This window comes from Saccharopolyspora flava (genome assembly GCF_900116135.1).
Lineage (GTDB): Bacteria > Actinomycetota > Actinomycetes > Mycobacteriales > Pseudonocardiaceae > Saccharopolyspora > Saccharopolyspora flava.
The window spans coordinates 1,442,813-1,461,917 of the sequence record NZ_FOZX01000001.1; the positions used below are offsets into that span (position 1 = coordinate 1,442,813).

Sequence of the window (19,105 nt, forward strand, 5' to 3'; positions counted from 1 at the left end):
ATGAGCCCACGTGTTGCACCACCGTTCCGGGCCGACCACGTCGGCAGCCTGCTCCGACCCGAACGCCTCCTCGAAGCCCGCGACGCGCACGCGGCCGGCCGCATCGACGACGCCGAGCTGCGCGGCATCGAGGACGAGGCGATCGCCCAGGTCGTGAAGATGCAGGAGGACGTCGGCCTGCAGAGCGCCACCGACGGGGAGTTCCGCCGCAGCTCCTGGCACATGGACTTCCTGTACCAGCTGGACGGCGTCGAGCGCGTCGACGACAACAGCCTCAAGGTCCAGTTCCACAACGCCCAGGGCGACATCGAGTTCATCACCCCGGACCTGAAGGTCACCGACAAGATCAAGCTCTCGGGCACGATCTTCGCCGACGCCTTCACCTATCTGGCGTCGAAGACCACCAAGAACACGCCGAAGCTGACCATCCCGTCGCCCGGCATGCTCACCTACCGGGGCGGGCCCGCCGCGGTGGACTCGACGGTCTACCCGGACATGGAGCAGTTCCGCGCCGACCTGGCCGCCGCCTACCGGGCGGAGGTGCGGGCGCTGGCCGACCTGGGCTGCCACTACCTGCAGCTCGACGACACCAGCCTGGCCTACCTCAACGACCCCAAGCAGCGGGAGATGCTCAACGCGCGGGGCGAGGACGGCGAGAACGCGCACATCAAGGACATCCAGCTGATCAACGAGTCGCTGCGCGGACGTCCGGACACGCTGACGGTGACCACCCACATGTGCCGGGGCAACTTCCGGTCGTCGTGGGTGGCCGAGGGCGGCTACGACTTCGTCGCCGAGGCCCTGTTCAACCAGCTCGAGGTCGACGGCTTCTTCATGGAGTTCGACGACGAGCGCTCGGGCGGCTTCGCCCCGCTGCGGCACGTGCCCAAGGGCAAGTACGTGGTGCTGGGCCTGGTCACCACCAAGCGCGGTGAGCTGGAGTCCAAGGACGAGCTCAAGCGCCGCATCGACGAGGCCGCCAAGTACGTCGACCTCGACCAGCTGTGCCTGTCGCCGCAGTGCGGCTTCGCCTCGACCAAGGACGGCAACGCCCTGACCTACGAGGAAGAGGTCGCCAAGCTCCGCCTGGTCGTGGAAACGGCCCAGGAGGTCTGGGGCTGATCAGGAGTCTGGGGCTCATCAGGGCAAGCGGCGCCAGCCGCTTTCTCTTTGCCCCACCTGAGCAACTCGCACCGCCGCAGGTTCTGAGCGGCTTCGTGGCGAGGACGGCCGTCGCGCCGTGTATTGGACATACATGAGCGACGGCACCCGCAGTCCACGGAGCCGCTCAGGTTCTGCTACTGGCACCGCTGAGCAAGATGACCACGGGATTCAAGAAATCACGCCGCTTCCTCCAGGAAGCGGCCCGCGACGAGTCCCGGTTCTTCGGCACCGTCGAATCTGACCCAGAGGACCGGGCCCTCGAAGACCTGCGGGAGACCGGTGGCGGTCTCCACCACCGTGCCCTCCTGATCACGGAACCGGCCGAACGTGGCACGCACTCGCACGCCTGGTTCAAACGGGCTCGATGACTGCTCCATGAGGGTGGACGGTACGGGGCGGTACCGACAGTCCGGAAATCGCCCGCCTTTTGCATGAAAATCCCCACACGCCGATCGGTGAACCCCCAGGTGGGAGGATGGTGCCGGGGAGGTTGCATGCGGACGATCAAGCGGTCGGGCGAGCACGAGATCGAGGTGCGCAAGTCCCGGTTCATCTGCTCGCTGCTGCGGGTGACCTCCGAGGACGAGGCGCGGGAGTTCATCCAGCTGCAGCGCAAGACACACCACGACGCCCGGCACCACTGCTCGGCGTTCGTCCTCGGCGACTCCGGGGAGATCCAGAAGTCCAGCGATGACGGCGAACCCGCGGGCACGGCGGGGGTGCCGATGCTGGAAGTGCTGCGCCGCAACGAGATCACCAACGCCGTCGCCGTGGTGACCCGCTACTTCGGCGGGGTGCTGCTGGGCGCGGGCGGTCTGGTCCGCGCCTACGGCGGCGCGGTGTCCGAGGCGCTGGAGCACGTCGGGACGCTGGAGCGGCGGCCGGTCCGGGTCCTGCGGGTGGAGGCCGACTACGTGCTGGCGGGCAGGCTCGACAACGATCTGCGGTCGGCCGGCTACCAGGTGGCCGACACCTCCTACGACGCCGCGGTCCGCTTCCACGTCCACGTCCCGGTCTCCGACGTCGAGGCCTTCCACGCCTGGCTGGCGGAGACCACGGGCGGATCGGCGCAGGCCACCGAGGGCGAGCTGATCCACGCCGAGCTCTGAGCGCTGCGTCAGCGCCCCGGGACGGCAGCGGTCTCGGCGACGGCCGGCGGCCGTTTCGCGCCCGGTTTGGCGGCGACGGCGGCGAACGCGCCGATGACGGCGCCGAACAGCAGGCCCGCGAGCACGTCGTGCGGGTAGTGCACGCCCAGGTAGACCCGCAGGAACGCCTCCAGGACGGCCACCGCGGCCACGATCGCGGCCACCCGCCGCCACAGCACGGCCACCGTCACCGCGAACGCCGCCGCGGCGGCCGAGTGACCGCTGGGGAACGAGAAGACGCCGACCTCGCTGCAGTGCTCGACGGTGCGCACCGGCAACGTCCGGCACGGTCGCAGCTGCCGGACGACGTCCTTGACGGGATCGGTGAGCACCCAGGCGGCACCGCCGGAGAGCAGGATCGCCAGCGCGGCCCGGGCCCGCCGGTCCACCCGCCACCACACGATTCCGGCGACGGGGATGAACGCGAGCAGCAGCGCGTCGGTCAGCACCAGCGCGACGGCCTGCACCCAGCCGGGCGAGGCGACGCCCCAGCCCGCGACGATCCCGTACCAGTCGGTGCTGTGCTCCACCCCGCCCACACTAACCGGACTCCCGGCGTCCGGCCCCGGCCCCGATCCCGGCCTCGGCGGAGCGGGGGGTTCCCGATTTCAAGGGAAGTCGGGAACCCGATTTCCCTTGAAATCGTGTCGCCCGGGTCGGGATCGGGTGTATGACTGGAGATACCTGATCATCCTGGGGAGGTTTCCGATGAGGTCGTTGGTCGTCGGTGGTGCCGTGCTCGCGATGCTGGGGCTCGGTGCCCCGGCGCAGGCCGAAGGCGCCCTGGATCCGCTGGTGGGATCGGCCGCTGAGCGCGTGGTGCTGTCCGACCAGGTGGCCGCCGCGAAGTGGGGGACGGACTCGCCGATCGAGGACCCCGAGCGCGAGCAGCAGGTCCTCGACGGCGTCGCCGCGCGGGCGGTCGAGCTGGGGCTCGACCCGGAGGAGGCCACGCGCGTCTTCCGCGACCAGATCGAGGCCAGCAAGCTCGTCCAGCGCGGGCTGCACGCCTACTGGACCGCGCACCCCGACCAGCAGCCGACGGAACGTCCGGACCTCGGCGAGATCCGCCCGGAGCTGGACCGGCTCGGCGAGGCGATCCTGGTGCAGCTGCGCGACACCGACGAGCTCCGCGACGGCCCGTCCTGCACCGGCCACCTGCTCAGCGCCTACGCGCACACCGCGCACGACCTCGACGCCCTGCACCAGGCGGCGCTGGGCCGGGCGACCCCGTCGATCTGCTCCTGAGCCTCAGCGGCGGAACAGCGCGGCCTGCAGGAAGTCCTCGCCGAACACCGGTGACCCCGGCGGCTGGGCGCGCATCGGGCGGATCTCCACCGGGGTGAGGTGGGCGAAGATCGCGCGCAGCTCGTCGGGGCTGTAGGCCAGCCCGCCGTGCAGCGCGCCCTGCCGGTAGAGGTCGGCGTCGGGCAGCTCGGCCCCGGTGTTGTCGGCGCCGGTGACGAAGCAGGTCATGGCCAGGTGGCCGCCGGGCGCCAGCAGCCGGTCGACGAGGTCGAGGTAGCTGATGCGGCGGTGCGGCGCCAGGTGGTGGAAGCACCCGGAGTCGTAGATCAGGTCGTACGGCCCGGCGAGGTCGAGGGTGAACGCATCCCCTTGCCGGAAGCGGATTTCCGGCGCCCGTTCGCGAGCCCAGGCGATGGCGGTCTCGGACAGGTCGACGGCGTCGACGTCGAAACCCGTTGCGGCGAGGTGCATCGCGTTGCGGCCGGCGCCGCAGCCGAAATCCAGCGCCCGGCCCGGCTCCAGCAGCCCTTCGTCCACGTAGGACACGAGGTTCTCGTCGGGACTGGTGACGAAAAAGGGGACGGCGCGGTCGCGGTCCGCGTAGAAGTCGTCCCAGAACGGTTGGGGCGACGGGAAGATCTCGTCCAGCATCCGCAGCAGACCGTCCACGTCGCGCGCAGTTCTCGACATCTCTTCATCGTAGTCGAAAACCGAAGCGGCGCAGCGATTTCGACCGCTGCGCCGCTCGATCGTCAACGACTCCAGAGGTGTTCCGACGCCAGTCGCGCACCCTCGCTGAGCGCCGCGAGCTTCGCCCACTGGATCTCCTCGTGCACCCGGTGCACGAAGGCGCCCTGCGCGAAACCGCAGTCGGTCCCGGCGAGCACGTTGTCCCGGCCCACGACCCCGGCGAGCCGGATCAGCCGCTGCGCCACCAGTTCCGGGTGCTCGACGACGTTGGTGTGGTGCGTGACGACGCCGGGGATGAGCTTCTTGCCGTCCGGCAGCTTCACGTCCTCCCACACCCGCCACTCGTGCTCGTGCCGCGGGTTGGCCTGCTCCATCGCGTACGCACCCGCGTTGACCTGGAGGATCAGGTCGACGACGTCGCGCAGCGGCGGGTCGAACGCGTGCGGACCGTGCCAGCTGCCGAAGCACACGTGATACCGCACGCGCTCCTCCGGCAGCCCTTCCAGCGCGTGGTTGAGCGCCCGCACGCGCAGTTCCGCCCACCGCCGGTAGTCGTCGTAGGTGCCGCCCTTGGCGAGGATCGTGTCGCACTCGTGCATCAGCACCGCGTCGTCGACCTGCAGCATCAGGCCGGCGTCGACGATCGCCCGGTACTCCTCCTTGAGGGCGTCGGCCAGCGCGAACACGAACTCCTCGTCGGAGTCGTAGTGCTCGTTGGTCAGCCAGTAGGCGCTGGCCGGGGCGACGACCGGCAGGAACGCTTCGACTCCGTCGTGCTGCGCCACAGCGGCTTTCACGTTCGCGATGTCGCGGTCGATCGCGGTCCGGTCGTAGCGCAGCGGGCCGGTGCAGAACCACGCCGCCGGTTCCTGCTCGTCGGCCTGCGAGTTGCTCTTGCGGGTGGCGGCCTCGTCGAGCGCGTCGAGCTCGGCGTAGGCGCCCGGGAACGCCTGCCGGTCGCGGCTCGGCGGCAGCATGCTCGGGCCGTCGAGCCGGATCGGCCGCGATTCCAGGCCGCTGATGCGTTCGTAGAGGTAGGTGATCCAGCTGGCCTTGCCCATCTCGCCGTCGTCGACGACGGCGATGCCCGCCTCCACCTGCTTGCGGACGACGTCGTCGACGGATTCGGCCAGGCAGGCCCGGTAGGCGTCCTCGTCCACGGCGGCCCCACCGGCCTTCGCGGACAGGAACGACAGCAGCTCGCTCGGGCGGATCAGACTTCCGGTGTGCGTCGCAAGGATCCGGCTCACAGCTCTCCCCATGTCGACAAACCCTCAAGAACACGGCCCGCAGGACCGCACCCCCAACCCTTCTCCACCCCCACCCCCAGGTCAACAACCCCACCACCCGACGAAACCACCACCCCGCACGGTCAAAAACTGCAACATTCACCAGGTCAAAAACCGGAGTTTTTGACCGACGAATGTTGCAGTTTTTGACCGCGGTCAGTACCGGGCGAGTGGGAGACCCACGAAGACGACGTCTTCGTGGCGGCCGTCGAGGTCGGCGACTGATGGGAGGTGTCCCCACTCCTGGAAGCCGTGGGCGCGGAAGAGGCGCAGACTGCGCTCGTTCGAGGCGAAGATCGTGGTGGCGATGGTCCGGAAACCGAGTTCGGGAGCCTGGGCGATCGCGTGCTGCAGCAGGTCCGCGCGCGTCGCGAGCCGCTGCAGGTAGGTCACGAGTAGTCCTCTCCTCGGTCGGTGTGGTGTGACTTCGGTCCGAATTGCCGCGACCACGGGCCACGGAGATCATCCGGACCTTGTAACCTGGGGCACGCGGGCCGTTAGCTCAACTGGCAGAGCAGCGGACTTTTAATCCGCGGGTTCAGGGTTCGATCCCCTGGCGGCCCACCAAAAACCCCAGGTCATAGGCCTGGGGTTCTTTGTTGCCGAGGCCCGGTTGCCAATTAATTGCCAACTTTCCCCGGCCCCTCGATGGGTACCACGAAGGCCAGGGCTTCGGCACTGGCTCGGGACTGCTGCCCCCGGCCGAAGTACACGTCTTGGGTCATCGACACCCGCGAGTGGCCCAGCAGGTCGGCCACCTGGCGAGCGGTCAGGCCAGCTTCGTCCAGCAGAGTCGCGACCGTCTTGCGCAGCGTGTGGAAGGTCACCCACTCGTAGCCAGCGCGGCTCCGGAACGGCGCCCACGTCCGGTTGTAGACGTTCGACGCGTTGAGGTACCCACCCTTCGTGTTGACGAAGATCGGCTTACCAGGATCAACCTCACCCAGTTGCTCGGCACGTTCCTGGAGCATGTTCACCGCCCAATCGGGGAGCGCGATGTCTCGCGCCGATCCGTCCGTCTTCCCATCGTTGCGCAGCGCACCCTTGCCGCGTGCACGGATCAGGTTGCCGCTCATCCGCAGCTTCTTGGACTCCGGATCGAAGTCCTCCCAGTGAGCACCCAGAGCCTCACCGGCTCGTTCGCCCGTCGCGATGAAGAAGCGCACGAGGTCAGGCAAGTCCCGCTTCTTCGCCTTCTCATCCTGGTCAAGGATCTTGAGCAGGTCGCTCAGTTCGTCCTTGGTCAAAGCCCGCGGCTTCTTCCGCTTGATCTTGGCTCTCCGCTCGGACAGGGCGGCGATGCCCTTCGTTGGGTTGGTCTCGACAGCCCCAGCCTGAATCGCAAAGATCATGACGTTGCTGATCACCGCTTTCACGAGCTTCGCCAGCGTCAGGCTGTTGTTCTTGAGCTTCGCCTGGCAGAGCTTGTTGACCACCGGTGTCTTCACCTCGTACAGGCGAAGCTCACCGAGGCTCGGCTTGACGTGGTTCTCGTAGACGTTCTCGTAGGTGTCGAGCGAGGTCAGCGAGTACGTGCCGTTCTCGGCGTCCTTCCTGAACTCATCGATCCATGCTTGGGCAGCATCCGCGAACAGTGATGTGGCTGTCAGGTCGGTGCTGTCAGACGCGGGGACGAGGTCTTTGACCGCGTCCCGGACAGCCTGCCGAGCCAGCTCCTTGGTTCGGCCGCGACGACGCACGTCGGCATACGTCCCGTCTTCCCGCCGGTACCAGGCCCTTCCCGACCAGGACTTCCCGACCTGCTTGACCGAGACCTCGCCCATCGTTCCCGGCGGAAGCGGCAGACGACCCGCCATCTCAGACCACCCCCGCAGCCTGAGATTCGAACCAGTCCTCGACGTCCTCGGGCTTGAACCTGACGTACTTTCCGATCTTGCGTCCGGTCGGGCCATATCCACGGCTGCGCCACTGGTAGAGGGTGCCGACCGGCACACCCAGGTAGCTGGCGACGTCGTCAATTCCCCACAGGTTTCGCATCATGGTCAGTCCTTCCTTTCGTTGGCGTAGCGGTGTTTTCGGGCCGCGCGTTGCCGGTCGGCGATGGCGAGGGCGAGTTCTTGTTCCTCGGGGTTGCGGTGGCCGACGCTGGTCATTTCCCAGTGGTTGATCACGGCCACGGAGTCGGCGGTCACGCCGATTTCGTCGAGGTTCTGCTCGAATCGCCAGGTCTGGCGGTCGCCCCGGAGGCGCTTGAACGTGGTGGAGTAGCGCTGCGATTTGGACAGGAAGTGCCCTCGGAAGGCGAGCATGTGGCACCAGCGCCGCAGGTTGAGGCTGTCGAGTTCTTCGAGGCCACCGAGGTCCCAGGCGGTGCGCATGATCTTCTTGTGGTGCTCGGAGACCTCAAGCAGGTCGATGTGCTCGCGGGACCGGACCGGGCGGTCTGCGGCTTCGGATTTGCTGGTTCCCTTGGTGGCGTACTTCGCGACGTAGGAGGCCAGCCGGTCATCGGTGATCGTGCCCTGGTCGTCTTCGACCAGGCGGGCATCGGCCGCGCGAATCGGACGGACGTCGATCTGTTCGCCCCAGCTCAGCAGCCGCTTGTTGCGGTTGATCTCAGGAGCTTCAACGCCTGTCGCGGTGTGCGCGGCGTGGATGGCATTGGTGAGCAGATCGGCCGTGGCCCAGGGCGGGGCGGCGTCAGCAGCGCCGTCGGGGCCGTCGAGGCGGATCATCGCGTGGAAGTGGATGATGCCGCGTCGTTGGAACTCGGCGACCTTGGCATACGACAGCCGGGCGTGCTCCTTGAGTTCCTTCTCGGTGATGCCGGCCGCGCGGGCGATGTGCCGCCGGAGGTAGATGGTGAAGCGGTTCCAGAGCTTCCCGGCGTGTGCCTGCCACAGGACGTGCCCGGTGTAGTCGTAGGCACCGGCGTCGATGGGCTGGCCGATGGCCGGGTCGTGCTCGTGGTGGTAGCGACCGCAGCGACACGGAACAACCTTGCCGTTGGCCGAGGTCCGGCGGTTGTGGACCGGCCCGAAGCTCGGGGCGGTCAGCGTGACGAACAGCCGCGGTTTGTCGGCCACGGTGACCGGCACGCCCTTGGAGCCGCCGGACATCCCGGCACGCACGAGGTGGAACGCGTCGGCGGCGTAGCGGTCGGAGCAGGCCGGGCAGACGCTCTCGCGGCGGTTTCCGCACGGGGCGAACAGGTGCCCGGACTTCATCGCGGGCGTGCCGTCCGGCTTGGTCAGCACCGTGCCGGTGGTCTTGTCGGTGAGCATCCAGTGTCCGGACAGCCGGACCGGGTGGGCGCATCCGCCGGTGGCTTCCACCATCGAGCGCCACTGCTTGTAGTCCGAGGATTGGAGCCGCCGGGCGAGGCGGTCGACATCCGGTAGTTCGGGCAATGCCATACGACCTCCAGACGAGGGCTCGGCGGAGCACCCACGGAGGTCGGTCCCGTGCCCGGTGGATGCCCGCCGAGCAGGGTTGAACTCGCGATATTCAGTTGTGTGAAGCCGCCAGTTCAGGCCACAGCGTGGCCGTTGGTGGCGGAGTGTTCGGTGGCGTTGAGATCGGTGGCGATCTGCGTAGCCATCGGTTCCGGCAGCCGGACGACCTGGCGGACATCAGCCGGGGTGAACTCCCGGCCATCGGCTTTGGCGCGTTCCCACGCGTCGGTAATCGACTTGTGGATGTCCGCCGGAAGGTTCATCGACTTCAGGGCTGCCGAGGGCTTGGCCGGACGTTCCGCCGGTTGCCGACGGTCGATCACCTCGGTGACCGGTCGTTCCAGACCTTCCAGCTGATCCGAGACCACCGGCTGTTCCGACTCCTCGTGCCGGTTCCGGTCGGTGGCGGCGTAGGCGGCCAAGATGACCTGACGTTGCCGGGCCTGAATGACCGGGATGACTTCGGCGATGCCGTAGACGATCACCGGGATGATCGCGTGCACGACCGCGGAGCCCGCGTTGAACTCCGCCCACAGGCCCCGCAGCAGCGGGAGCAGTTGCGGGATGACGTTCATCAGCAGCGTCGAGGTCAGCAGCACCCGCTTGAGCCGGGACCACCACTGGTGATCAGGTGAAACCCCGTGAGCGAGGATCACCGCCTCGAAGTTGAGCAGCACGATCAGCAGACCGGCGAACATCGGCTCCACCGTCCATGCCGCCCACCACAGCGGATCAGCCGATGTGGCCTTCCCAGCGAGGAACTGCTGCACCCCCGTGGTGGTGAACACCAGGCCCAGCGCCAGGAAGAACCACAACCCGGCCAGGGTCCGCCGCCCGTTGCGCTCCATCTCCACGGCCTGAAGGTCAGGGTCGCGGATCAGGCCCCGCAGGCGACGCGCCTCGGAGATCCGGTCCCCGAGCTTGCGCACCCGCCGCGTACGACCGTCGTGGCCCGTGTCCTCGGGCTGTTCGGTTTCGGGCATGGTGGTGCCTCCTACTGCTTCGCGGGAGAAAACAGCGCGATCAGGCCTCGGACCAGCAGGATTAACCCGATTCCGAGGCCGATCGCCAAGGCCGGGCTCAGCGCGAGCCACACGAGTGCCAGCACGGCGAGCACGAAGGCCAGAACGCCGAGGCTTATCAGGACGCCTTTTCCGGACAGTTCAACGTGGACGATGTGCATGGTGAATCTCCTTACTGTGGTTGAGGAATCGCAATCTCAGTGCGCGAGCGGTTGGTGTGCTTGTCTCCGTACATCCGGTCATCAGCCGACCCGAGCAGACGGCTGAGGTCTGCCGATTCGGCCGGCATCGTCATCACGCCCAGCGCCATCGAGACCTCGACCGGCTGACCGTCAATGGCGGTGATCTGCGCGATGGCGTCTTGGAGCTGGCGAACGCGGTGCTCTGCGGCTGCCTGGTTGTGAACGCCGGGCAGCAGGACCGCGAACTCGTCGCCGTGCAGCCGGACCGGGAGCTCACCGCGGCTTGTTTCCCGTGCCAGCACGCGGGCAACTTCGATCAGGACCTGGTCCCCGAAGCGGTGGCCGTAGGTGTCGTTGAACGCCTTGAACCCGTTCATATCCCCGACCGCCACCGCGACCGGTCCGGAGCGACGCCGCCGCCGGAACTCGGTCTCCAGGGCAGCCCGGTTGGCTAACCCTGTGAGGGGGTCGGTGAGGGTTCGTTGCCGGTAGCGCCAGGCGCAGCCGGTGGCCGCCACCGTGGTCGCGGTCGTGACACTCAGAGCGAGTCGTGCCAGCATGGGTCTTGCCTCCATTCGAGGTAAGGCCCGCCCGACTCCGCCAAGAGTTCTCGGGCGGGCCGTTAAAACTTCCTGGTCATTAAGGCTGTTGGAGCCTCATCAGGCGATCTCTTCGTCGCCGTCGTCTTCGCCTTCGAACTGCTCGATCTCTTCGACCTCGTCGTCTTCGAAGTCCTCGAAATTGACCTCGTAGGGGTTGGTGACCGTGCCGTCAGGCAGCTCGATCTCCTTGCGGATGGGCGTGACGTTGTTGAGCTCGGTGCAGAAGGCCACGAGCTCGGTGATGTCGGTGTCGGTGCTGAAGGCCGCGCGCACTCGGCGGGGTTCCTTGCGGCCGTCGGTCTTGGCGTAGGCCACACCGGGCAGGTAGGCGGGGATCTTGTCGGCGAACGCGCCGAGGTCCCGCATGCCCTCGCCGAGGCACATGTCGACATACGAGGCCGCGTCGACCCGGAGCGCGATCTTGGTCGGGAACAGCCCACGCATCGGAACGACGTCCTTGGTGGGTTCCTGCGTCGCGCCGACGATCCGGCCGCCCACCGCGCGGTACTGAGTGAGGCCCTTGGACAGCAGCTGGTGGAACTCCACCCGGATGTCCCGGTCGCTGTAGGCCGTCATCGCGGCGAGCTCATCGCAGATCAACACATCGAGCGGGGTGTCCCGCGACGGGGTCGCGTTGCGGATGCCCTGACGGCCGAGGTCGAACTTGCGCTGATCCAGGGTCTCGACGTACTCGTTCATCAGCGCCAGTCCGGTGCGGTCGCTGTCGGCGAAGCGGTGATACATCTCCTGGCCGCCGCCGAGTTCCATGCCGCCCTTGGGGTCGATCACCCACAGCCGCACGTGTCCGGCTCGGATCAGCGGTGCCAGCGCCCGCTGGAGCCCCCACAGCCACGAGCCCTTGCCCGCGCCGGTCTCCCCGGCCAGCAGCACGTGGATGTCCCGCTTGAGCAGGTCGAGGTGGAACGGCCGGCCGAATTCATCCCGGCCGATCTCCAGCTTGCGCAGATCCACCGCTTCGATCGATTCCGGCATGGCAGGCAGCGGGATCGCCATCTCGTTGAACGGCTCGCGCCGCTGGAAATCCAGCGCGATCTTGCCGGACTTGAGGATGCGCATCGAAGCCGCGTGAGCCTTGAAGGAGTTCGCCAGCCGATCGAGCGCCTGGCCGTAGTCCTCGGGCTCCTGCCCCTTGGCCATGCGAATGTGCAGCGAGTCCCAGACCCAGTTTGACCGCACCGCGACCAGCTTCGGCACCAGCGAATCGCCCCGGTGATCCGAGGTCACCAGCCCGCACGCCGCGACCACCCGCATCCATTGGCGCTGGTAAATGACCCAGCGTCTCCACCAGGCCCGCAGCAGCCGTCCGGCGAAGCGGTCGAAGGTCGGGGCATCCAGCAGCCTCCACGAGGCACCGGCCAGCACCGCGATCCCAGCCGCCCACAGGACCGTCTGGTAGCCGACCATCACGCTCGCCGAGCTCACCGCCGTCGTGCTGCCCATCGTGCGGGGGTGCCGCAGCATCCAGCCGCCGACCACCCGCGCCGGGGTCTTCTCCGTGCCCACTCGCGTATCCCGCATGACTGCCTGCCCTTTCCATGAGAAAGGGCGTCGGACTCCCGCTGGGGAATCCGACGCCCTGCCGTGCTTGCGGTCGTTCAGTTAGCTTCTGCGCTGCGACATCTCCAGGTGAGCCACCAGATCGCCCACCGCCCGCTTGAGCCCGTTCAACGGACCACCCAGTCCCTTCGGAACACCGAAGTTCGTCACGGTCTTGGTCAGTTCCAGCATCGTCGCGTCGATCTCGCGCACCGTGCCGGTCACACCATCTGCATTGGCCATTACTTGTACTCCTTCGCAACACTCGATCCACCGTGCTCGGCGATGCCCTCACGCACCGCATCCGCCGCCTTCGCCACCGCAGCGGCCAACTCCTGGGCCTCCGCGTAATGCCGGTCCTCCACGAACTCGCCATCGAGGAATTCGACCTTGTTCACGTCCTGGTTCAACTGATCCATCAGCGAACCAATCGCCGACAACCGCTTCACCCCGCGCGAATTGCGCCGGAACAGCTGCTTCGAGATCTCCACCAACAATCACCCTCCTTCACCCTCCCGGGACCGTCCCGGGGAAAACCTGGCTACCGGCCGCCGACGCAGCCCGAACCGTGAAAACCAACCGACGCGTTAAACAGCTCACTCATCGGGCTCGTCCTCCAGCTCCTCGACCCTGCGGATTACCTTCGTGACGGCGTGCAGCGATTCGTAGAGCTGCTTTGCCACCTCATGCAGCGCAGCACCGCTTGAGCTCGGTCCACCCGGTACATCCACCGCGTAAGCCACCTCGCCAGCAGTCGCGAACGCGGTCGTGAGCTCGGTGGACAACCGCCGCAAATCCTCCAGCGCTGCATCTCGCAGAACCTTGTTCATCACAGCCACACCGCCCAGGACCGATCCGAGCAGTACTGGTCGTGCGTGTGCCGGTAGCGCCACTGGTCGCAGTGGCACGCCGGGCAGTACTTCAGCGACATTCCGCACGCTCCTTTTCAGAAATCCCGGACGTCACCCGCGCCCGGATTGCTTTGAACATCTCTGCGGCTGACAGCCGCCAAATCCGGTTGAACTCCCACGGCTCGCAGTCAGGGAATCTCATCGTCTGGTCCACCCAGGACCTCGGAAACTCAAGGGCCGCCACAAAGGGCGGACACTCGCCCTGGCAATCGCACGGGCGGGCGTAAAACAACTCAACTGCCGCGATCCGGAACAGCCGCTGAGTCAGCTGCCACCCGTACTCATACGCCTCGCGCACCTCAGCGGAATCCGACGTGAGCGTCTCGTGAAACATCTCCTGGTACCACCAGAACACCTCCTCCGCCCGCTCAACGGTGTCTCTCGGAAACTCAAGTCGAACCAGATCTTCACCCATGTACTTCACATCCCTTTCGGTGTCGCCCGTCGAACAAAAGGCCATGAAGACCCCCGGTACATCCGCGGACGGCCGGGGGTCAATAAGGCCCTCCCGGTGGCAATTTCCACCGATTTTGGGCATAGCTCGGCCCACTATGTAGTTCTCAAACAACAGGCAGCCAGAATTGGCCTAGAAAGGAATCGTGTTGGAATTCAACGAGTTGACTGTCAGCCCGCGAGCTTCAGCCCAGCGGCCCGCATGCTCAGGATCGTCTGGCCGTTGTCCAGCGCGAACTGCGAGATCCGCGGGTTGTGCAGCTCAACGACCGCGCCGTCGACGATCTCGTCGTCGGGCTTCCGCTCGATGGTCACCTTCATCTCGGTGCCCTTGGCAGGACGGCGGCCGTCCTCGGTCGGGAGCGGCTTCATGTAGATCGACACCGAGTACATCGGGTCGCCGGTCTCCTGGTTCGTCGCGACCTCGGTCTTCCCGTCCTTCGTGAAGGTCTTCACCACCGGGTCCTCAACAACGCGCATCTTGTAGCCCTGCAGCAGCACCGGAACGTTCTTCAGCATCTCTGACTACCTCCGCTCGATCTCTTCAATGTTGGCCAGCTTGGCTAGCCATGTACAGATTAGACCAGCTTGGCTAGCCATGTCAACAAGTTGGCCAGGCTGGCTAGTCAGATCAAGGAACACTGCGCTAACCTGGGCAAATGACAGAACTGGACCCGGATGACCCTCGGCCGCCGTATCAGCAGGTCGCGAACTCGCTGCGCGCCTCGATCCTCACGAAGAAGCTCAAGCCGGGCGACAAGCTGTCGTCTCAATCCGAGCTGGCGCAGCGGTACGGCGTCGCACGGATGACGATCCAGCAGGCACTGCGAATCCTGCGCGAGGAAGGCCTCGTGGTCTCCCGCCAAGGCAGCGGGGTCTACGTACGCGAAAGGACTGAGCGCCCCGTCGGTCTGCGTCCGCACCTGGAGCGCGCGTTCGAAGAACCCGAGGTGCGGATCGACTTCGCGGGATTCTCAGGCGAGACGCTGCATGGCGCGCTGACCGAACCGCTCGACAAGATCCGGAGCGGGCGCGTGCGTCCTGAGCTCGTTCGCGTGCGCCTCCTGGTCCCGGACACGGACGTACCGTGGACGCTTCCCGCCCGCGTCGAGGACATGGGCGACAGTCCCGAGTTCCGCAAGCGCGCGGCCGGCATCATGGAGCGCCACACCTTCGCCATCGTTGATGCGGTCAATGAGATGGAGCGCATCGGTCTGATCGCAGATGCCAAGGCAGAACTTCGCGTGTACCCAGCCGTACCGCTGTTCAAGCTCTACCTGATCAACCAGCTCGAAGCGTTCTTCGGCTACTACCCGGTCCGCGAGCACGTCGTGAACCTCGAAGGCGCCGATACACCGATCTGGGATCTCATGGGCAAGGACGCCACCCTGTTCCACCACGCCGCCGAACCTGATGAGGAGTCTCTGAGCTCGCTGTTCATCCAGCAGTCCCAGATGTGGTTCGACAGCATCTGGAACACCGTCGCGCGGGAGGTGCCCCGATGACCCAGGCTGCCGAAATCCTCGACCGCAGCAGGGTTGTGCTACTGGACTTCGACGGCCCGATATGCGCGGTGTTCGGCGGCCTGAGCAACCAGGACGTAGCCGTCGAGCTCCGCGCGCTCTTCCCGGAGCCTCTGCCAGAAGGAATTGAGCAGAGCCCTGATCCGTTCGACGTTCTTGAGTACGCCACACAGTTCGGAGACCTGGCGACCCAGGTCGAGGAACGCCTGCGTCAACTCGAAGTCCGCGCGGTCTCAGTTGCTCCCGCTACCCCTGGGGCAGCCGACGTTCTCGAAGCTCTACGGCGCCGCGGTGTATCGGTTGTCATCGTCTCCAACAACTCAGAGGCAGCAGTCCGCGCGTACCTCCACGCCAACGGTCTTGAAGCACACACCCAAGGGGTCTCGGCGAGGACCAGTGGCGAGCTCGCCGAGCTAAAACCGTCGCCCTTCCTCTTGCAGCAGGCCATCACCAACATCAAGGCTGATGCGGCCGAATGCGTGATGATCGGTGACTCGGCGACAGACATCCAAGCTGCGCACGCCGCAGGTACAGCCGTCATCGCCTACGCCAACAAACCGGGCAAGCGCGACCGGTTCACCCCGCACAAGCCGTCAGCGATCATCGAGCACATGACCGACCTTCTCGGCGACGGATCTGCTCTGACCTGAGTCAGGAGTCCGACCGCCGGCGCATATTCCTCAGCTGCTCTTTGAGGTCATCCACGTCCCACCGCTGATGGCCCCCGGGCGTCACGAGCGCAGGTTCAACGACGCTCTCCGCCGCCCACCGCTGAAGCGTCCGGCGGTCAACACCGATCGCTTTCGCAGCTTCGCCGGTCGAGACGTAGTTCGAGGTCACTCGCCTACGTTCACTCGCATTCCGACGCTAAGCCAGCCGAATGTCGCGGCTACCTACCTATACCCGCGAATGTCGCGTTTACGTACGATTGCCGCGTGACTCAGATCAGCGTGGGGGGCTGGATCTTCGACTTGGGCGTGTGCGTGATCGACGACCGCCGGTGGTGGACCTGCCCTATCGGCGGAGAAGGCTGCGGGAAGGTTCTCGCTGACCTCGGCCCCTCTGCCATCGACTGCATGGCCTGGCACGTCGAACACACGCACCTGCCGACCTTGCTCCAGCGACTATCGCTCTAAGCACCAGATGACGAGACTCCGTTGATCTCCAGCTCCGAGCTAGCAAAGAAACTTGGCCTTGCCAGGCGGACCATCTCGACTACGCCCAGAAGGGTTGGATCACACCAGCCCTGATCACCCCTGGCGCCAATATCGCTGGCGCTACGACGACGTGGTCGCCGAGATGCGCAAGCTCGACGAGGAGCGCCGCAGGAAAGGGACTGACCTACCGCATCAGCCCCGAACGGCACCAAACTTCATTGACGCTTTGGCACGGTGTTGACCATGAAAACACCTCGCCACCGTTCCGCCGATTACCGACGGGAGGCGTGAGGTCTGCCGTGGGCGGGTATGCAAATGCGACGCGTTCGAGCGCTGACCGGGCTACCCACGTGATGGGAGAGGAGAAGCTTGCCATGACTCACCCTCGCGGTGCCGACGACGCCGACCACACGACCGAAGAAGCCACAACGAGCGCGGACCGCAGCTCCTGGACCACGGGCGCGCCGTCGGCTGTGACTCGAGCCAAGACCAGCCCCGTAGCGGTGTTCGCCCTGGTGTTCGGGCTCGCCGCGTTTATCTTCGCGCTGACCGGCGTGCTGTCGCCGCTGGCGATCCTGTTCGCCATTGTCGGCATCGTGCTGGGCATTATGGGCCGGAAGAAGGGCCTGCAGCCGCAGCTGACCGGCAAGGGCGTCGCGACCGGCGGACTTGTCCTTGCCGTTATTGCTCTGCTGCTGGGCATCGTCGTCATCGTTGGCGCGGTCATGGGGCTGATCGGCCCGAGTCTGCTCGGTCCTGTGCAACAGCAGTTCAGCAACCTGATCGGCTAACTTTCCACCCGGCCAGAGTCCACTACCCGCACGGATCGAGGGCCGGGCCACTTGTCGAGGGAGTTCGCAACGCACCAATGACTGCATCCCCGAAACCATCCTCGAACGGTCGGCGCGGCAGCGACTTCTCGGAGCTGTCCCGCTGGATCAAACAAGCAGGACTGCTTCAACGCCGCTATGGGTACTACGCGGCGCGAATCACGGTGAACGCCTTGCTGCTCGCCGCGGGTGCTGTCGCGCTCGTACTCGGTGGGGACTCCTGGTGGCAGCTGCTCACCGCCGTGTTCCTCGCGGTGGTGTTCACCCAATTCGCGTTCATCGGACATGACGCCGGGCACCGGCAGATCCTCCGTTCCCGGCGTGGCAACGATTTCGTCGGGCACTGCCACAGTGCGATCACCGGGATCAGCTACCAGTGGTGGGTCGGCAAACACAACCAGCACCACGCCAACCCCAACCACGAAGACGACGACCCCGACATCGCCATCGCCGCGCTCGCCTTCAGCCACGACCAATCCCACACCAAGCGCGGCCTGTACCGGTGGGTGAGCAAGTACCAGGCGTTCCTGTTTTTCCCGCTGCTGCTGCTGGAGGCGGTCCTGCTGCACATCCACAGCGTCCAGGCCGTACTACGGCGCGAGGTCAAGGCCACCAGGCTGGAAGCCGGGCTGCTCACCGGTCACCTCATCGGCTACCTGGCTGTGGCATTCCTCGTACTCTCCCCACTCAAAGCGGTCCTGTTCATCGCAGTGCACCAAGGGTTGATGGGCGTGTATCTCGGGTGTTCCTTCGCGCCCAACCACAAAGGCATGCCCATCCTGGCCAAGGGCGAAAAACTGGACTACCTCCGCAAACAGGTCCTCACCTCCCGCAACATCTCCGGTGGCCGGTGGGTCGACTTCCTGCTCGGCGGCCTGAACCACCAGATCGAACACCACCTGTTCCCCAGCATGCCCCGACCCAACCTGCGCCGAGCGAAACCACTCGTCCGCAACTTCTGCGCCCAGCGCGGCATCTCCTACAGCCAGTGCGGGCTGCTGCACTCCTACGCCGAAGTACTGCGCCATCTCCACGCCGTGGGCGCACCACTGCGCCGTCCCGCTCACCCAACCCCCGCGAAGCCGCGAGCCTGATGAGCTTGCGCACTTAACTATCGGGTGTTCCCAGCCCAAGTCACCGGGGAAGTGATCACCAGGTTGCGTAGCCGGTCCAGGTCCCGCCGACCTTCGCTGACGAGAGCGAGGGTGATCGTGGCTGTATCCGAACATGGGGGTGATCGTGTGAGCGTTAGGGACGTTTCACCGGCGACGGGGGCCGGGTCTCGCATGTGCTGCCGGCGGGCGAGAATTTCTGGGGAAACCTTCGAATACCTAGCCAGAGACGTCACAGACGTGTGCCCGGAGACGCCAGCAGGGTGAAGGTGTTCGCTCCCTCTTCGGCGGCCTGTGTCAGCGCCGCTGAGATCAGGTTTGGCACTGCGAGAAAATGGGCTGTACGCACTGCCCGGTCCCACGCGCGAGCGCTTCACCGCTGTCGCCCTCGTGACCAGTCGCGACCTCCAGGCGACGCTCACCCGCACCGGAGCCTGAACGTACGGCAACAGTCCTGCCTAGTTTCTGATGATGGGTGTCGGATCGTGGTCAGTTGAGGGGTGACACTTCCTGACTGATCGTGCTTTCGACGCGGTGACCGTACGCCTTGTGCCGGACGACCGGGGCGGTGGTCGTGCGAGACACGGTGGTGATTGCCTCGTCGGCCTCATCGAACACGCGTAGCACGGTCTCGTCGACCTCGATGGTGACCACGCGCCCGGCGTAGCGGTAACCGACCTGCACGGTCTGGCCGGTGACCTGCGTGGCGCCGCGCGCGGAGACCTTGCGCTGGATGCGGGCCGGACGCCGGTCGGGCTCGGGTGCCGGCCCCGCCGGGCGCGCTCCTTGCAGCCGAAGACG

The 19,105-nt window shown here is 66.2% G+C and carries 25 protein-coding genes, 1 tRNA gene and 1 pseudogene; 9 read left to right on the forward strand and 18 right to left on the reverse strand.

Annotated elements, in window-relative coordinates:
* The gene (locus tag BM424_RS06660; RefSeq protein WP_093414441.1) at positions 1-1,122 is read left to right on the forward strand and encodes a 5-methyltetrahydropteroyltriglutamate--homocysteine S-methyltransferase; all 1,122 of its coding nucleotides are present in this window, start codon (positions 1-3) and stop codon (positions 1,120-1,122) included.
* Between the two features lie 536 nt (positions 1,123-1,658).
* Complete coding sequence (locus BM424_RS06670) at positions 1,659-2,273, forward strand: YigZ family protein (protein WP_093414444.1); 615 nt, start codon at positions 1,659-1,661, stop codon at positions 2,271-2,273.
* An 8-nt stretch (positions 2,274-2,281) separates the two neighbouring features.
* On the opposite strand, the gene BM424_RS06675 is transcribed toward BM424_RS06670, so the two are convergent.
* Entirely contained in the window at positions 2,282-2,842 is a 561-nt protein-coding gene (locus tag BM424_RS06675) for a phosphatase PAP2 family protein (protein WP_175547941.1), read from the reverse strand.
* Between the two features lie 178 nt (positions 2,843-3,020).
* On the opposite strand from BM424_RS06675, the gene BM424_RS06680 reads away from it, so the two are divergent.
* Positions 3,021-3,560, forward strand: a complete 540-nt coding sequence (locus BM424_RS06680) for a chorismate mutase (protein ID WP_093414447.1) — start codon at positions 3,021-3,023, stop codon at positions 3,558-3,560.
* Between the two features lie 3 nt (positions 3,561-3,563).
* Here BM424_RS06680 and BM424_RS06685 read toward each other — a convergent pair whose 3' ends face one another.
* The 3 genes from BM424_RS06685 to BM424_RS06695 all read right to left on the reverse strand — a co-directional run bounded on the left by BM424_RS06685 (position 3,564) and on the right by BM424_RS06695 (position 5,932).
* Complete coding sequence (locus tag BM424_RS06685; protein ID WP_093414732.1) at positions 3,564-4,250, reverse strand: class I SAM-dependent methyltransferase; 687 nt, start codon at positions 4,248-4,250, stop codon at positions 3,564-3,566.
* Positions 4,251-4,312: 62 nt separating this feature from the next.
* Positions 4,313-5,500, reverse strand: a complete 1,188-nt coding sequence (locus BM424_RS06690) for a cobalamin-independent methionine synthase II family protein (RefSeq protein WP_175547942.1) — start codon at positions 5,498-5,500, stop codon at positions 4,313-4,315.
* Positions 5,501-5,695: 195 nt separating this feature from the next.
* Entirely contained in the window at positions 5,696-5,932 is a 237-nt protein-coding gene (locus tag BM424_RS06695; RefSeq protein WP_093414450.1) for a GNAT family N-acetyltransferase, read from the reverse strand.
* Positions 5,933-6,030: 98 nt separating this feature from the next.
* Between BM424_RS06695 and BM424_RS06700 the strand changes: the two genes are divergently transcribed.
* Positions 6,031-6,106, forward strand: a tRNA-Lys gene (locus BM424_RS06700).
* Between the two features lie 53 nt (positions 6,107-6,159).
* On the opposite strand, the gene BM424_RS06705 is transcribed toward BM424_RS06700, so the two are convergent.
* The 12 genes from BM424_RS06705 to BM424_RS06760 all read right to left on the reverse strand — a co-directional run bounded on the left by BM424_RS06705 (position 6,160) and on the right by BM424_RS06760 (position 14,201).
* Positions 6,160-7,356 (reverse strand): tyrosine-type recombinase/integrase, encoded by a 1,197-nt coding sequence (locus BM424_RS06705; RefSeq protein ID WP_093414452.1) that lies wholly within the window; start codon positions 7,354-7,356, stop codon positions 6,160-6,162.
* 1 nt (position 7,357) lies between these two features.
* A complete protein-coding gene (locus tag BM424_RS06710; protein WP_093414453.1) occupies positions 7,358-7,540 on the reverse strand; it encodes a helix-turn-helix transcriptional regulator in 183 nt (60 codons plus the stop codon).
* 2 nt (positions 7,541-7,542) lie between these two features.
* Positions 7,543-8,916: a replication initiator gene (locus BM424_RS06715; protein WP_093414455.1), complete on the reverse strand. Its 1,374-nt coding sequence runs from the start codon at positions 8,914-8,916 to the stop codon at positions 7,543-7,545.
* Positions 8,917-9,029: 113 nt separating this feature from the next.
* Positions 9,030-9,938: a hypothetical protein gene (locus BM424_RS06720; RefSeq protein WP_093414456.1), complete on the reverse strand. Its 909-nt coding sequence runs from the start codon at positions 9,936-9,938 to the stop codon at positions 9,030-9,032.
* Positions 9,939-9,949: 11 nt separating this feature from the next.
* Positions 9,950-10,138 carry a hypothetical protein gene (locus BM424_RS06725; RefSeq protein ID WP_093414458.1) on the reverse strand — a complete coding sequence of 63 codons (189 nt, stop codon included), beginning with the start codon at positions 10,136-10,138 and terminating at the stop codon, positions 9,950-9,952.
* An 11-nt stretch (positions 10,139-10,149) separates the two neighbouring features.
* A complete protein-coding gene (locus tag BM424_RS06730; RefSeq protein ID WP_093414459.1) occupies positions 10,150-10,719 on the reverse strand; it encodes a GGDEF domain-containing protein in 570 nt (189 codons plus the stop codon).
* A 99-nt stretch (positions 10,720-10,818) separates the two neighbouring features.
* Positions 10,819-12,285, reverse strand: coding sequence for an FtsK/SpoIIIE domain-containing protein (locus BM424_RS06735; protein WP_245775637.1), 1,467 nt, complete (start codon positions 12,283-12,285; stop codon positions 10,819-10,821).
* Positions 12,286-12,381: 96 nt separating this feature from the next.
* Positions 12,382-12,561 carry a hypothetical protein gene (locus tag BM424_RS06740; RefSeq protein ID WP_093414462.1) on the reverse strand — a complete coding sequence of 60 codons (180 nt, stop codon included), beginning with the start codon at positions 12,559-12,561 and terminating at the stop codon, positions 12,382-12,384.
* Positions 12,561-12,809 carry a hypothetical protein gene (locus BM424_RS06745; RefSeq protein WP_139274014.1) on the reverse strand — a complete coding sequence of 83 codons (249 nt, stop codon included), beginning with the start codon at positions 12,807-12,809 and terminating at the stop codon, positions 12,561-12,563. Before BM424_RS06745 ends, BM424_RS06740 begins: the two co-directional genes overlap by 1 nt.
* A 105-nt stretch (positions 12,810-12,914) precedes the next feature.
* Positions 12,915-13,148 (reverse strand): hypothetical protein, encoded by a 234-nt coding sequence (locus tag BM424_RS06750; RefSeq protein ID WP_139274015.1) that lies wholly within the window; start codon positions 13,146-13,148, stop codon positions 12,915-12,917.
* 91 nt (positions 13,149-13,239) lie between these two features.
* On the reverse strand, positions 13,240-13,644 hold the full coding sequence (locus BM424_RS06755) for a hypothetical protein (protein WP_139274016.1): 405 nt from the start codon (positions 13,642-13,644) through the stop codon (positions 13,240-13,242).
* Between the two features lie 209 nt (positions 13,645-13,853).
* Positions 13,854-14,201 carry a hypothetical protein gene (locus BM424_RS06760; protein ID WP_093414468.1) on the reverse strand — a complete coding sequence of 116 codons (348 nt, stop codon included), beginning with the start codon at positions 14,199-14,201 and terminating at the stop codon, positions 13,854-13,856.
* 140 nt (positions 14,202-14,341) lie between these two features.
* Between BM424_RS06760 and BM424_RS06765 the strand changes: the two genes are divergently transcribed.
* Positions 14,342-15,187, forward strand: coding sequence for a winged helix-turn-helix domain-containing protein (locus BM424_RS06765; RefSeq protein ID WP_093414469.1), 846 nt, complete (start codon positions 14,342-14,344; stop codon positions 15,185-15,187).
* Complete coding sequence (locus BM424_RS06770; protein ID WP_245775638.1) at positions 15,184-15,855, forward strand: HAD family hydrolase; 672 nt, start codon at positions 15,184-15,186, stop codon at positions 15,853-15,855. Before BM424_RS06765 ends, BM424_RS06770 begins: the two co-directional genes overlap by 4 nt.
* Before the next feature lies 1 nt (position 15,856).
* On the opposite strand, the gene BM424_RS06775 is transcribed toward BM424_RS06770, so the two are convergent.
* Positions 15,857-16,045, reverse strand: coding sequence for a MerR family transcriptional regulator (locus tag BM424_RS06775; RefSeq protein WP_093414471.1), 189 nt, complete (start codon positions 16,043-16,045; stop codon positions 15,857-15,859).
* Positions 16,046-16,140: 95 nt separating this feature from the next.
* Between BM424_RS06775 and BM424_RS06780 the strand changes: the two genes are divergently transcribed.
* From BM424_RS06780 to BM424_RS06795, 3 genes are all read left to right on the forward strand, one after another.
* Positions 16,141-16,341: a hypothetical protein gene (locus BM424_RS06780; RefSeq protein WP_093414472.1), complete on the forward strand. Its 201-nt coding sequence runs from the start codon at positions 16,141-16,143 to the stop codon at positions 16,339-16,341.
* A gap of 395 nt (positions 16,342-16,736) precedes the next feature.
* Positions 16,737-17,153 carry a hypothetical protein gene (locus BM424_RS06790; RefSeq protein WP_093414474.1) on the forward strand — a complete coding sequence of 139 codons (417 nt, stop codon included), beginning with the start codon at positions 16,737-16,739 and terminating at the stop codon, positions 17,151-17,153.
* A gap of 77 nt (positions 17,154-17,230) precedes the next feature.
* Positions 17,231-18,286 (forward strand): fatty acid desaturase family protein, encoded by a 1,056-nt coding sequence (locus BM424_RS06795; protein ID WP_093414475.1) that lies wholly within the window; start codon positions 17,231-17,233, stop codon positions 18,284-18,286.
* Between the two features lie 507 nt (positions 18,287-18,793).
* On the opposite strand, the pseudogene BM424_RS28735 reads toward BM424_RS06795, so the two are convergent.
* Positions 18,794-19,105 (reverse strand): annotated as a pseudogene (locus BM424_RS28735) (hypothetical protein); the annotation flags it as partial.